The following is a 14,540-nucleotide window of genomic DNA, read 5'->3' as shown; positions in this document are numbered from 1 at the left end:
ACGTTGCTGTGGCGAATTTAATAACAACAGGATGGGACAAATTATGAATCAAACTTTCCTTACCCGTATTGCAAAAGTTTTACTCCTGACATTAATAACCGCGGGACTCGTTTTTGCCGGTAATACCGAAAAATCTCTGGAAGATTACTTCCAGCCGGTGCCGCAGAAGTATTACGAGGGCGTCCAGTTCGATATGCCGGAAGTCCCGGTGCCGACTTTCCCTGACTACACGGTGTCCATCGAAGATTTTGGCGCCGTGCCGGACGGTGAAACTCTCAACACTCAGGCGTTTGAAGATGCCATCTCTGATGTGGCAGATGAGGGCGGAGGTACGGTAATTGTCCCACGGGGACTCTGGCTTACCGGTCCCATCAAATTGCAGAGCAACGTGAACATGCATCTGCAAAAGGGTGCGTTCATCCACTTCAGCGATGACTACGACCTGTATCCGCTGATCAAAACCAGTTATGAAGGGCAGGACGCATATAGATGTACCTCGCCACTTACCATGGAAAATGTGGAGAACGTGGCGGTGACCGGTCACGGCATTATCGACGGTTCCGGCGGTGCGTGGCGTCCGGTGAAAAAGTTCAAGATGACTGACGGACAATGGGAGGAACTACTGGAGTCTGGCGGGTATCTGAACGAGGAAAAAGACATTTGGTATCCTACGAAAGGTTCACTGCGAGGCAATACGCTTCCCCCCGACTCATTCCGGACCCGTGAGAACTACGAAGCTATTAAGGTCAGCCAGCGCCCGGTGATGGTAAGCATCCGCGGGAGTAAAAATATTCTCCTGGACGGGCCGACATTCCAGAATTCGCCGGCGTGGAATATCCATCCGCTCATGTCTGAGGATCTGGTGATCCGAAATCTCACCGTGAGAAATCCCTGGTTCTCCCAGAACGGCGACGGACTGGATCTGGAATCCTGCAAAAATGCGTTTGTGTACAATAATAATTTCGACGTCGGCGATGATGCTATCTGCCTGAAGTCCGGTAAAAATGAGGCCGGACGTGAGCGCGGGATACCAACTCAAAATATCGTCGTCCGGGAGAATGTGGTGTATCACGGTCACGGCGGATTCGTCGTAGGAAGTGAGATGTCCGGCGGAATCAGGAATATCCACGTCTCAGATCTGACATTTAACGGTACGGATGTGGGCGTTCGGTTCAAAAGTACCCGCGGTCGCGGCGGCACGGTGGAGGACATCTATATCTCTGACATCGACATGGTCGATATCGTCACGGAACCTATCCGGTTCAACCTGTTTTACGGGGGGAAGGCGCCGACGCCGGGCCAGAACACCGAAGTCGTCGATAAGGAAAAGCTGAAAGAGGAGATCCCGCCGGTCACCGTGGAAACGCCGCGCTTCCGGGATATCCACATCAAAAATATCGTCTGCCGGGGGGCAGGATCCGCCATGTGGATCCAGGGGCTGCCCGAAATGAATGTGCAGAACATGGCACTGGAAAATATCCGGATAACCTCGACCAACGGCGCTTCTGTTATCGACGTGGACGAACTAACCCTGAAAAATGTGGAGATCACGGCGAAAAATGAGCCGGTTTTCTATCTGAATAACGGCACCAATGTCGATCTCCGGGATGTGTCGCTCACTTACCTTGGCAAAAAGGAAGCAGAGTCCGGCGTTCGCGTCGAAGGCCCGTTTACAGAAAATATCATGCTGAGAGATATCTCCCTTGAGAACATCGCCAATCCGATGAGTCATGGGCCGAATGTGGAGCGTTCGGCGGTGGTTCAGGAATAAGATACCAGTATTCAAGTGTTCGGGTGTTCATGTGTTAAAGTAGGCGCTGATTCTTATGCTTACTTCTAATTTTTATCGGTTTGACACCGATTGAAGACAAAAAATAATAGGAACTGGGCATCAGAAACTACTACCGGGTATAAGAAAGATGAAGTGACTGTAGAAACTGTTGGTAGTACCCGCTTTAGCGGGAAGGATGGTAATGGGTAGCAGTTCATAGGTTAATACAACTCCATCCCCTGTCCCATTCCACTTCGGAAGAGGAAGGGGAATGAGTAGATATGTTCTTCCCATCTCTTGCGAAGAGAGGGGAACAAAAGGGGGAGTTGCTTTAGATGTTTAATGATTGTAGAAAGAGATAAAGAAGGAAAAAACTGAAACAATGAAACGCGCACTGTCGCAATTCGGAATGTTCCTCACAATTTGCCTGGTTTTCGCTTCCGCAATCATTGGACAGGAAAACCAATACGACTTCGTGGTTGCCAAGGACGGTAGCGGCGATTTCACCACTGTACAGGGTGCGATTGACGCGGTACCGGATTTCCGGAAGAACGAGACGACCATCTACATAAAAACCGGCGTGTACAAAGAGAAACTGGTGCTGCCGAAGACCAAGCCGAACGTCACCTTCATTGGAGAGGACGTTGCAAAGACCATCCTGACATACGGCGATTACGCCTCCAAGAAGAATATCTTCGGTGAGGAGATGGGCACAACCGGTTCCTCAAGTTTCTTTGTGTACGGCGATAATTTCACCGCAAAGAATATCACCTTTCAAAACTCAGCCGGTCCCGTCGGACAGGCGGTGGCAATCCGCGTGGATGGCGATAAGGCGGTGTTTATCAACTGCCGGTTTCTGGGATTTCAGGATACGCTTTATACCCACGGGCATGAGAGCCGGCAATACTACAAAGACTGCTACATTGAAGGTACGGTGGACTTTATCTTTGGCGCGAGTACAGCCGTCTTCGATGATTCTGAAATCTACTGCAAGGATCACGGATACGTGACGGCGGCGGCCACCGATAAAGGCACTGAATTCGGATACGTCTTCCGGAATTGCCGGATTACCGGCGATGCACCGGATGACTCATTTTACCTTGGCAGGCCGTGGCGTCCGTACGCCAAGGTTGTATTTATGAATACGTTTCTCGGCGATCATATCAAGCCGGTTGGCTGGCACAACTGGGGCAGCGAGGAAAAGGAGAAAACGGCATTCTACGGGGAATACCAGAATTCCGGCCCGGGATTTACGCCTGATAAGCGCGTTGAATGGTCGCATCAACTGACTGACGAAGAAGCAAAGAAATACACTATAGAGAACATTTTCAACGGGTGGAACCCGGAGGAGCGGGTCCAGCAATTGGAGTCCGAATTACAGTAAAAATAATAGCACGCAGATACCGCGGAAACAACGAATGATCGCAGATGGGGAAATGGGTATAAGGGTATAGGGTTGTGGTGTTTCGTAATCTTAATCCTAATCCTAATCCTAATCTTACTCGATTTGATTCAAGAGGAAAAGGTAGCACGGAAAAGGGAAAAGGAATAAATCCGAAATTCGTTGGTAGTTCTCGCTTTAGCGGGCTCTGCTTTGGGATGAATAACTAAAATACCTGATATCTTTTGAAAAACGTTATTTTAGATTGCTATAAATAGCGGTTTTTTTCCTCTCTTTGCTAAGGAGCTTGTCCCGAGCCGTCGGGAAGGGATTAATGGTGAGGTCAATGTATAGAATTATTGAGGGAACAATGACATTACAAAAATTGACAAAGTTCGGGTTAGCCGTACTCATTTTGGGCGTCATTCCAATGATAGCCGGTGCTGAAGTTGGCACTCACACCGACATTGTCGTGGCAAAGGACGGGAGCGGAGATTATACCACGATTACTGAGGCGGTGGACGCACTGTCTATGTATCCGTACCAGCGCACTGTCATTTATATAAAGAACGGTGTGTATAACGAAAAGCTGCGGATCAATCAGAACTACATCACGCTGCGTGGCGAGAGCCGGGATAGCACGATAATCCGCTATTCCCAGCTGCGGAGTGACTGGCAAGAGAACAAAGATTATATCGGTCCGGGGGTCATCAATATCCACGGGGATGATATTGTGCTGGAAAATCTGACAATAGAGAACTCGCAGCCGCAGATGGGCGAACACGCCTTCACGATTTACGGCGACGGCAACCGGATTATCACTAACAACTGTAATATCATCAGTAAAGGTGGCGATACCCTGGCGCTCTGGAATTATAAACGTGGCATGTATTATCACGCGAACAGCTACATTGAGGGCGGCGTGGATTTCGTCTGTCCCCGGGGCTGGGCATTCATAGGGGATAGCGAATTCTACGAGGTCAGGAATACCGCCGCCATCTGGCACGCCGGCAACTTTGACCCCAACCAGAAGCTGGTGATTAAGAATTCCTCGTTCGACGGCGCAGAGGAATTCGAACTGGGAAGACATCACTATAGTGCTCAATTCTACCTTATAAATTGTCAGTTTCCTGAAGTGATGAAAGACAAACCGATTTATCGAGTAACTTATGAAGATCCGTCCCGCAACAATCCCTATTATCAGGGGGATCGGAAGTACTATTACAACTGCACCAAGCCCGGCGAGGAGTATTCCTGGTACCAGAACAATCTCCACGAAGCCCCCGGTGATCTGTCTCCCAGCGATATCACGGCGGAGTGGACGTTTGACGGGAAATGGAATCCGGAATCAGAGCAGCCGGTAGAAGTTATTGGCTATGAAATCGATGGAAAAAACCTCATTTTGGAATTCAGCGATCTGGTGACTGTTCGGGGAGAGCCGGCGTTTGAAAATTCATCGGGACAAAAGTTTAGTATCAAAATGCAACGCTTTAACGATATCAACAAATTAACCTTCACCACGAATTCTGACATTTCAGAGAGAGTTCTGACAGGGAAGATGCGACTTATCGACGGCGATATTATCGCTTCCAGGGCGTATGTCAATATCAGATCTTTAAGGGATATGTTTCAGATTATCGACTAAGCAGGAGATGTAGATGGAAAAGCTTTATTCGCGCATTGTTCGATTTTTCCTTGGAATTACTTTGCTGTTCTGTGTGGGCAGCCTGTTTTCTCCAAATAATGTTAATGCCCAAACGGATGGCCGCCAACCCCTTGACTGGGCAAAGGATATGGTCAGCTCTGTTGATTTCCGTAATCCCAACGGGATAGCTCCGTATGATTGGACGTACACAACGGGGACGGTATTGCGGGCGTTTGAAGAACTCTGGGAGTTCACCGGTGATAGTGTGTATCTCGAATACACCGAAGGGAATTTTGATAACCTGGTCACCTCCAGCGGGCATATTAACGATTATAACATGTCCGATTACAATATCGACATGATCAAAAACGGCAGCATTATGCTTTTCCTGTATGAAGAAACCGGGAAAGAGAAATTTAAAACCGCGGCCAATACACTCCGTGAACAGCTGGATGGACACCCGCGGACCTCGGATGGCGGCTTTTGGCACAAGAAACGGTACCCGGATCAGATGTGGCTGGATGGGTTATACATGGGAGCGCCGTTTCTCGCACGGTACGCGGAAATGTTTAATCAACCGGCGGATTTTGATGATGCGGCCAAGCAGATTTTGCTCATTGAAGAGCACAACAAAGATCCGGAGACCGGTCTGTACTACCACGGCTGGGAAGAGGTGCACGATACAACTGATGAAAATGAGCTGAGCCCGGGGCGGAATCAAACCTGGTCTGATCCGGAAACCGGGCAGTCGCCGGCGTTTTGGGGCCGCGCTATCGGTTGGTTCGGGATGTCTCTGGTAGATGTGCTCGATTACCTGCCACAGGATCACGAGAACCGGGACGACGTCCTTCGCGTCCTGCGAAACCTTACCGCTGCTATGGCCGACTTCCAGGATGAGGAGACCGGCGTCTGGTGGCAGGTAGTAGATCAGGGCGACCGGGAGGGGAACTACCTGGAATCCTCGGTCTCGAGTATGATGCTCTATATGATGGCGAAGGGCATCCGAAAGGGGTATCTGGATCGGGACACCTGGCTGCCTGTGACCACAAAAGCGTATAACGGTATCATAGAAGAATTTATCGAGGAAAACAGCGACGGAACCCTCGATTTGACTCAAACCTGTATCACTGCTGGACTCGGTAATGGCAGATCGGGGACATTCGAATATTATGTATATGAGGAAGGGATTCGAGCAAATGATCCCAAAGCCCTCGGCCCGTTCATCAACGGGTGCTTCGAAATGCATCTGCTGAACAATCTGCCGGGACCGACGAATTTGAATGCAACGCCTGTATCGGAATCCGAAATCGAGCTAACATGGGAAGATAACTCCGATGAAGAAGATGGGTTTAAAATTGAGCAGGCGGACAGCGGTGAATTCAGTCAGATCGCCCAGGTAAGCGTTGATGATGAGAGTTATCAGGTTGGAAGTCTGTCATCGCTAACCGAATACACATTCAGGGTCAGGGCGTTTAAAGCGGACACAAATTCGTTTTACAGTAACGAAGCCACCGCCATGACGCTCGGTGAGAATGGTGCCCCGGCATATGCGAGTAATCCCGCACCAGAGGATGGCGCAGTGTCGGTGGACACCACCGGAACGATACTTCGCTGGGAAGGCGGTGCCGCCACAGAATCCCACGATGTCTATTTCGGTGCAACCAATCCACCGCCATCCGTCGGAAACCAGACGGAGAATTCCTACGATCCCGGCGAATTAGTCAGCGAGACCACCTATTACTGGCGAATTGATGAAGTCAATACAAACGGTACCACAGAAGGTCACCTCTGGAGCCTTCGGACCGAAGCGGCTCCGTTACCAGAAGTGCTGACGGCGCACTGGTCCCTGGACGAAACGTCAGGTACCACCATGAGGGATTCTGCTGATTATAGTATCAACGGTACGTTGCATAACATGAGCGACGACGCATGGTCTAACGGGGCAATTGGCGGGGGATTACAGTTCGATGGGCAGGACGACTATGTCCTCGTACCGCATAACGACTACATCAACTTCGGTATTGGGAGCTTTTCTGTCGCTTTCTGGCTGAAGCAATCCGTGGAGAACGAACACATGCGCTATCTGATTAAGGGCACCCACTCGGATCCCGGAACTGGCAAGCGATATGAGGTGTTTCACCACGCGGAGAACCAGGTCAGGTTTGCTATTGACGACAATTCGACCAAAACCAGTCTACAGGTCTCAAATGACGATTTCGTCACCGGGAACTGGGTTCACGTGGTCGCCATCAGGAATACGGAGAAAGAGCAGGTGTATTTGTACGTCAATGGTACCAACGTGGGCTACGAGCAGGATGTGACGGGAGATATTTCCCAGAATGAAGATATGTATATCGGTGTTTCTCCTGATGAAGATAATACCTACCTGGAAGCGACCCTGGACGATATCAGGCTGTACAATTATGCACTCAGTAAGTCCCAAATTCAGAACTTATACAGTCAGGTCGGTGTTGAGTCTAACGGTGACTTACCCGACAGATATAAGTTAGCTGTTTCCAGTTATCCCAATCCGTTCAATCCGGTGACAACCATCGAATATACCATCCCGGAACAGTCTGAGATCAATCTGTCAGTTTACAATCTGCTGGGCGAAAAAGTCCGATCGCTCGTAAATTCCGTACAGGTGCAGGGGCAATATTCCTACCGGTTTGACGCCGCAGGTTTAAGCAGTGGTGTGTATATCTGCAGGCTCCGGATGAATAACGAAATACGCACGACGAAGCTCCTGTTATTAAAATGAGGTTGTACAGCGCTTATAAATATCACAATTGACTGTCCGGAAAACACCACACGGCTCCGCTTACCCCTGAACACGGGTGATTGGAGCTGTTGTGATTTACGCCGGAGCGTTCTACAGTAATGTATCCGATAGGATCACTATCATTTTACTTACCTAAATCCAGCTATATTGTTTGTAGATATACCTAAAAAACGGTAGCAATTTGAGAAATTTGCGTTTAATCTAAAATATATAATTAGTATGTTAAGTATACATTAGATGCAAGAAAATTACTGGGGCGTATGAACTCTTTTACAGTGAAATTCCTTTCTGGATTAAATATTCAATTCACAGGAAAAATAGGACTAAATTCAATTTCTGAAACACAAAGGGGAACTGTTTATGAGTAATAATATTCTGGACAAATTTAGTCTCGATGGCAAAGTGGCAATCGTCACCGGCGCCAGCCGCGGGCTCGGCGAAGGGATGGCGCTTGGCCTTGCCGAAGCCGGTGCGGATATCGTTGCGCTGGCCCGGGATACGAAAAAGTTGGAAAATACCGCAAAAAAAGTGAAGGAGCGCGGGCAAAAAGTTCTACCGATGGAATGCGATGTCACTGATCTTGATCGATACAAAGAAGTCCTACAGGAAGCACAAAATGAGCTCGGCTCCGTGGATATTCTGGTGAACAATGCCGGGATTATCCGGCGGGCACCTGCCAAAGATTACCCTGATGACTACTGGTATGATGTGATTGAGACAAATCTGAATGCGGTTTTCATGCTCAGCCGCGAAACCGGAAAAATTATGATAGACCAGGATTCCGGAAAGATCATTAATATCGCGTCGCTGCTCAGCTTCACCGGTGGAATCACGGTACCATCTTACAGCGCAAGTAAAGGAGGCGTTATGCAGGTAACCAAGGCGCTGGCCAACGAATGGGCTCAGCACAATGTACAAGTGAATGCTATTGCGCCTGGTTATTACGAAACAGATAATACGGCACCGTTACAGGAAGATGAAAACCGGTACAAGGCAATTTCCGAGCGTATTCCGACCGGGCGCTGGGGACAGCCGGAGGATTTACAAGGCGCTGTGGTTTTTCTCGCCTCGGAAGCCTCAACCTATGTGAACGGTCATGTGCTGGTCGTCGACGGCGGTTGGACCGCACGGTAAGAAAGGTATACGGGTATTATTGGGTATAGGGAAACTCCAGTGTTATTGTGTAATAGTGTTAAGGTGTTACTGTTGAGGAGTTTCATTACCCTTAATCTTCTTCTCGGAAACTCTATGAGATAATCGATTTTCAAAGGAAAGGAGAAGAACGAAAGGCGAAAAACCTGATTTTAACCTGACTCAACTCACACTCTATTTCTTCTTCTACCCGAAAACACCTCGGGATTTCCAACTTACAGGAGAGGAAGAGGTGTGAAGTCCGGTGAGAAGTGGTGTTTCCTCTTATTCTTTAAAAGAGGAAGAGGACGGAGGTGGAGTTGTGTTATTGGTTCAGGTGGAAAATCCACAAGAGTGGTCACGGCAAACAATGAAGTCACATTGACAGACGTTCATTATCTCAACTGGAACCGGGCGAATGGAATATGGATACAAACCCAATGGTCGTTTTACCTATAACACTCTAACACGATAATACTAAAACACGCCGTTACCGGAACACTCAAACACTGATTTATACAATAATATGGTAACGGATTTATGGAGAAACTTTAAAAATAACAAGGAGCGGCCGATGTTTAAAAATCCTATTCTGATGTTAAGTCTCATGATATTTGGTGTATTCATGCTGTTCGGATGCGCTGATGGCGATCCGTTTGCAGGCGATTATCCGAATGCGGTGACGGTAACGGCAACCAATCCGGCAGATGTCGCCCGGACAGACGCCGCCGTTAAGATTGGTGTGGAACAGATCAAAGCAAAAGCGCCCGATTTTAATCCGGAATCGTTTGTCATTGTTGACGGTACTGCGGATGTACCCAGCCAGTTAATCCCCGGTAAAGGAAAAACAGGCGAATCGGTCATGTTCCTCACGGATTTGCAGCCAAATGAACAGAAAACATTTACGCTTCGGTATTCCACGGAGACAATAGAACCGCCGGAATATACTGATCGAGCCCAGGCAGTATTGGCTGAGAAGACTGGGGGAGAATGGAACGAATCCGAGCAGGTGTATGAGGGCGGCGATTTTGTTGACGTAACCAAGGTCGAAGTCCCCGACGTGCACACGGATCACAGCACGTATTACCGTATGGAAGGTCCCGGGTGGGAATCCGATAAAGTTGGCTATCGCCTCTACCTGGATCATCGGAATGCCATCGACATCTATGGAAAGAAAGTCACCGATATGGTGCTGGATACCGTTGGTTTGCACGACTTTGAACGATATCACCATATGGCGCCCTGGGGGATGGATATTCTGAGCGTCGGTGATGCCTTTGGCGTGGGGTCGGTTGGCATCTGGAAAGATGGCTCCCCCTATAAATTAGCGGACGTGGAGGATCTCTCTGCAGAAATTACTACCGACGGTTCAATTTACTCCCAATTCCGTCTAGACTATAACGGTGTCCAGGTTGAAGGCAATTCATACGATGTCACATCCTGGCTCTCCATCGCCGCAGGCAGTCGGCTGACGAATCATACCGTCCAGGTGTCTGACAATGTAAACCAGTTCTGCGCCGGACTCGTGAAACACGGTGTAGAGGAGATGCGCAGCACAGCTGATACGGATTGGCGTTATCTCGCAACTTACGGCACCCAGACCATGGAAGACGAAAAACTGGGGATGGTACTCTTTTATCGAACAGATGCGGTGAAGGAAATTACCCAGGACGACCTGAATTACTATCTGGTGATGGAACCGAAAGACAATATGGCGTCCTTCTACTTCGGCGCAGCTTGGGAGAAGGAGCCAAACGGGGTGAAGAATAAGACGGAATTTCTGGAATACCTGAATGTAACACTACAGCAGCTGAACAATCCAATTAGTGTAAACCTGAACTAACGATTGTATGAATTAAAGAAAATGATGAAAAGAAAACGGGAGGATGATTGTTTATGGAAATGAATATGAGATATCCGGTGGATACTCAAAAATATAAACGGATGAACTCCGAGGAGCTACGGAATAATTTCCTGGTGGACGAGATGTTCAACCCAGGACAGATTGACCTAACCTATTCCTTTACCGATCGCGCCGTGATCGGATCGGCCGTTCCTACGGGTAAAACTCTGGAGCTGGAGGGGAACAAAAAGTATCTGTCCGCCGATTATTTCACCCAGCGTCGCGAGGTCGGAGTGTTCAACATTGGCAATACCGGCACTGTCACGGTCAACGGGGAAGAGTATGTACTTAACAACAAAGAAATTCTCTACATTGGCCGGGAAAATGAAGAGGTGAAATTTGACAGCAAAGATGCGGCGAATCCGGCGCAGTTTTACATCATGAGCTATCCCGCCCATAAGAAATATGAAACGCAGAAGGGCACAAAAGAGGAAGCGAATTTGGTGGAACTCGGCGACCAGGAACACGCCAGCACCCGTTCGCTATACCAGATGATTCATCCGGACGGGATCCCTAGCTGCCAGTTGGTCATGGGGTACACAGAGTTGGCCGACGGCAACGTTTGGAATACCATGCCGGCACATACCCATCTGCGGCGCTCGGAGGTCTATATGTACTTTGACGTCGATGAAGATAACGTCGTATTCCATCTGATGGGCGAACCGGACGAAGTCCGTCCGCTGGTGATGCGGAACGGCGACGCCGTGATTTCACCTGAATGGTCCTTCCACGGGGGTTCGGGAACATCGAACTATGCCTTTGTCTGGGCCATGGGCGGCGAAAACCAGGACTTCGACGATATGGATCTAATTGACCTGAACGATTTGTCCTGAGGTTAATCCACAATACGGAAACCATATGCACCGGAGTCCATGCAGGGCTCCGGTGTTTTTTTATTATAAAAAAGACCACAGATCTTGGTGGATTATTTAAGAGAGGGATAAAAGGATGAGTGTGCCCAACCTGAATGATTCATGAGTCTTCTTGTAAAGTACATACTGATAAACTTAATTTTGTTGCTGGCATGAACCCAAATAATTTGAATAGTCCCGTCATTCCCCATCGGGATCCCCATGGGATATGGCGGGGTATTCGAAGTATTATTAACTTTTGTGGGGTTTTAGCACCTTTTTATAGTGAACTCATAAATGCAAAACAGATTTAGTGTAAAATTGAAAAGGAATCCAATATGAAAGCAGCAGTCCTCACTGAATACGGCCAGTTTCGGTACAAAGAGGTACCCACGCCGGAAACCAATGAAGACCAGGTCCTGGTGAAAGTCGGATACGCCAGTATTTGTGGGACGGATCTCCATGTGTTTGGGGGGAATTTTACGGAGCGTACGTCTTTGCCGTTGATACTGGGCCACGAATTCGCCGGGACGGTTGTAGAAACCGGAGCCAACGTCACCACGCTCCAGACCGGTGACCGGGTCGCCGTTGATCCGATTATCTGGTGTGGGGAATGCCTGCCCTGCCGGAATGAGCACTATCCGGCGTGCGAAAACCTGAAATTGCTCGGTATCGATATGGACGGCGGATTTGCGGAGTATGTGGCTGTTGATCCCGCAATGGCTTTTCCGGTGGGCGACTCGGTTTCAGATCGGCATGCCGCGCTGGTGGAAGTCTGTTCCATCGGCTTTCATGCCACGAACCGGGCCCAGGTTACTGCCAGAGATTCTCTGGCAATTTGGGGTGTCGGTCGTGTGGGACAGTGTATCCTCCAGGCGTCCAGGACAAAAACGAACGAACCCATCTTTGCCATAGATGTCATCGAAGAGCGGATTCAACACGCCGCCGAATTCAACGATAATGTTATCCCCATTAACGCTCAGAACGAAAATCCTCTGCAATTAATCAAGGAGAAAACAGGCGGACACGGTGTGGATATTGCGTTCGAATCGGTGGGGCACGCCAAAGAAATGCCGGAGATCTCTAATCCGGTGCAGGGGGCCATCTCGAGCATCCGGAACGGCGGAACGGTTTGCGTTTTGGGCCTCGGCAACGAGCCATCGGAGATCCTTACAAAAGAATTAGTTCTAAAGGAAGCATCCCTGATCACATCCCGGGTGACACATGGGGAATTTCGCGAAGCCATAGCTGCAATGGAAGCCGGACAAATTAATCCGGAGTCACTTGTTTCTGCAGAATACCTGATATCGGAAATACAGGATGCGGTTACAGCACTTAAAGCCTCCCCACAAAAATTTATGAAGGTGTTGCTGCAAGTAAATGGGTAGAGCCCTTCCTTGCGCATATTTGTAAAAATTATCTCTGATAAGTGGTGGCTGTAAACTTGTAATAGACCTGCTTTGCCGATTCAGAAAACAAGAATTGGTTGGATTAGCTTTGCTAAAATCGTATTTTTCTATGCTCATTACTTGTGGTTTGCTGATCGCAGGATTGTTCGCAACCATGAGATAGCCAAGGGTTACACTTCTATTAATGTGAGACAGCAAATATATCTTTTAACCGGGCTTTTTCCGCAAATAAAGCCCGTAATTTCCATACGGGAGGAGTGCTGAATTATGTCCACCAAAGTCACCATTGGAAACCGGGAATATTTTCAGGGAATTGAGCGGATTCAGTATGAAGGACCAAAATCGAGGAATCCGCTGGCGTTTAAGTATTACGACGAGGAGAAAGTCGTTGCAGGTAAGACCATGAAGGAGCACTTTCGGTTTGCCGTGGCATATTGGCATTCCTTCTGTGGTACCGGGGACGATCCCTTTGGCGATCCCACCATGGATTATCCGTGGCTGGAGGGTGATGATTCCATGGATGTTGCAAAGCAGAAGTTGGATGCGGCGTTCGAATTTTTCACCAAACTCGGTGTTCCGTTTTACTGTTTCCACGATCGCGATTTGGCGCCGGAGGGAGATTCAGTCGCCGAATCTGAAAAGAATCTGAGAACGCTGACCGAGCTGGCAGGACAGAAGCAGGAAGTGTCCGGTGTGAATCTGTTGTGGGGCACGGCGCAGCTGTTTGTGCATCCCCGGTATATGAACGGCGCGGCGACGAATCCGGATTTTAACGTGATTCCGCACGCGGCAGCGCAGGTGAAGACAGTGATGGATGCAACGGTGGCGCTCGGCGGCAGTAACTTCGTCTTCTGGGGCGGCCGCGAAGGTTACTATTCGTTGCTGAATACCGATATGAAACGCGAGAGGGAGCATCTTGGTACCTTTCTGAAAAAAGCCCGGGATTACGGCCGCAAGATCGGCTTCGAGGGGCAGTTTCTCATCGAGCCCAAGCCGATGGAGCCCACCAAGCACCAATACGATTTCGACGTGGCCGCGGTCGTGAACTTTATCCGGGAATTTGGCCTGGAAGACGACTTTAAGATCAATATTGAAAACAATCACGCCCAGCTGGCTGGTCACACTTTTGCACACGAAATCCAGGCGGCAGCGGATGCCGGATTACTAGGCAGCCTGGACGTTAACCAGGGCGATATGCACGTCGGCTGGGACACGGACGAATTCCTCCACAATATCTATGACGCCACCGAAATGATGCTCGTCCTGCTGCGTTCCGGCGGTCTTGCTCCGGGCGGAATGAATTTCGACGCGAAACTTCGCCGGTCCTCTACTGACCTGGAAGACCTCTTCATCAGCCACATAAGTTCCATGGATACGCTGGCGAGAGGACTCCTGGTGGCCGATCGCATCCTGAACGAGTCAGAATATCCTGAGATGCTCAAAGAGCGCTACGCCAGTTACGACTCCGGCGACGGCGCCGCCTTTGAAAAAGGCAATCTGGATTTGGAATCTCTGGCAAAAATGGCGCACGACATCGGCGAGCCGGAAAAACGGAGCGGCAAACAGGAGTTGTACGAAAGCATCGTTAACCAGTATATCTGAGCGGATTGGGAATAGGGTTAAGGCATAAGGTATACTCTCGGATTGCTTACGCCTCGTAATGAGAT

The 14,540-nt window shown here is 49.1% G+C and carries 9 protein-coding genes; all 9 read left to right on the top strand.

All coding sequences use genetic code 11. The features are described 5' to 3' along the window. Positions 1-43 precede the first annotated feature (43 nt). The 9 genes from K9N57_03870 (at position 44) to xylA (ending at position 14,475) form a co-directional block, all read left to right on the top strand. Positions 44-1,771, top strand: coding sequence for a glycoside hydrolase family 28 protein (locus K9N57_03870; GenBank protein ID MCF7803304.1), 1,728 nt, complete (start codon positions 44-46; stop codon positions 1,769-1,771). Positions 1,772-2,153: 382 nt separating this feature from the next. Further along, positions 2,154-3,155 carry a pectin esterase gene (locus tag K9N57_03865; protein ID MCF7803303.1) on the top strand — a complete coding sequence of 334 codons (1,002 nt, stop codon included), beginning with the start codon at positions 2,154-2,156 and terminating at the stop codon, positions 3,153-3,155. 367 nt (positions 3,156-3,522) lie between these two features. Next, a complete protein-coding gene (locus K9N57_03860) occupies positions 3,523-4,797 on the top strand; it encodes a hypothetical protein (protein MCF7803302.1) in 1,275 nt (424 codons plus the stop codon). Between the two features lie 13 nt (positions 4,798-4,810). Beyond that, entirely contained in the window at positions 4,811-7,558 is a 2,748-nt protein-coding gene (locus K9N57_03855) for a glycoside hydrolase family 88 protein (GenBank protein ID MCF7803301.1), read from the top strand. A gap of 393 nt (positions 7,559-7,951) precedes the next feature. Further along, positions 7,952-8,713 (top strand): 2-dehydro-3-deoxy-D-gluconate 5-dehydrogenase KduD, encoded by a 762-nt coding sequence (gene kduD, locus K9N57_03850; protein MCF7803300.1) that lies wholly within the window; start codon positions 7,952-7,954, stop codon positions 8,711-8,713. Between the two features lie 571 nt (positions 8,714-9,284). Further along, on the top strand, positions 9,285-10,553 hold the full coding sequence (locus K9N57_03845) for a DUF4861 domain-containing protein (protein MCF7803299.1): 1,269 nt from the start codon (positions 9,285-9,287) through the stop codon (positions 10,551-10,553). Between the two features lie 59 nt (positions 10,554-10,612). Continuing rightward, positions 10,613-11,446 (top strand): 5-dehydro-4-deoxy-D-glucuronate isomerase, encoded by an 834-nt coding sequence (kduI, locus tag K9N57_03840; GenBank protein ID MCF7803298.1) that lies wholly within the window; start codon positions 10,613-10,615, stop codon positions 11,444-11,446. Positions 11,447-11,802: 356 nt separating this feature from the next. Then, positions 11,803-12,852: an alcohol dehydrogenase catalytic domain-containing protein gene (locus K9N57_03835; GenBank protein MCF7803297.1), complete on the top strand. Its 1,050-nt coding sequence runs from the start codon at positions 11,803-11,805 to the stop codon at positions 12,850-12,852. Between the two features lie 288 nt (positions 12,853-13,140). Beyond that, on the top strand, positions 13,141-14,475 hold the full coding sequence (xylA, locus tag K9N57_03830; protein ID MCF7803296.1) for a xylose isomerase: 1,335 nt from the start codon (positions 13,141-13,143) through the stop codon (positions 14,473-14,475). Positions 14,476-14,540: the final 65 nt, after the last annotated feature.

Source organism: Candidatus Neomarinimicrobiota bacterium (assembly GCA_021734025.1).
In the GTDB taxonomy this organism is placed as follows: Bacteria; Fidelibacterota; JAANXI01; order JAANXI01; family JAANXI01; genus JAANXI01.
This window is presented reverse-complemented; position numbering and strand designations above follow the sequence as displayed.

Excerpts from the sequence above, each read along its gene's own strand:
- K9N57_03870 (MCF7803304.1), top strand. The coding sequence starts at position 44 with ATGAATCAAACTTTCCTTACCCGTATTGCAAAAGTTTTACTCCTGACA.
- K9N57_03865 (MCF7803303.1), top strand. The coding sequence starts at position 2,154 with ATGAAACGCGCACTGTCGCAATTCGGAATGTTCCTCACAATTTGCCTG.
- K9N57_03860 (MCF7803302.1), top strand. The coding sequence starts at position 3,523 with ATGACATTACAAAAATTGACAAAGTTCGGGTTAGCCGTACTCATTTTG.
- K9N57_03855 (MCF7803301.1), top strand. The coding sequence starts at position 4,811 with ATGGAAAAGCTTTATTCGCGCATTGTTCGATTTTTCCTTGGAATTACT.
- K9N57_03845 (MCF7803299.1), top strand. The coding sequence starts at position 9,285 with ATGTTTAAAAATCCTATTCTGATGTTAAGTCTCATGATATTTGGTGTA.
- kduI (MCF7803298.1), top strand. The coding sequence starts at position 10,613 with ATGAATATGAGATATCCGGTGGATACTCAAAAATATAAACGGATGAAC.
- K9N57_03835 (MCF7803297.1), top strand. The coding sequence starts at position 11,803 with ATGAAAGCAGCAGTCCTCACTGAATACGGCCAGTTTCGGTACAAAGAG.
- xylA (MCF7803296.1), top strand. The coding sequence starts at position 13,141 with ATGTCCACCAAAGTCACCATTGGAAACCGGGAATATTTTCAGGGAATT.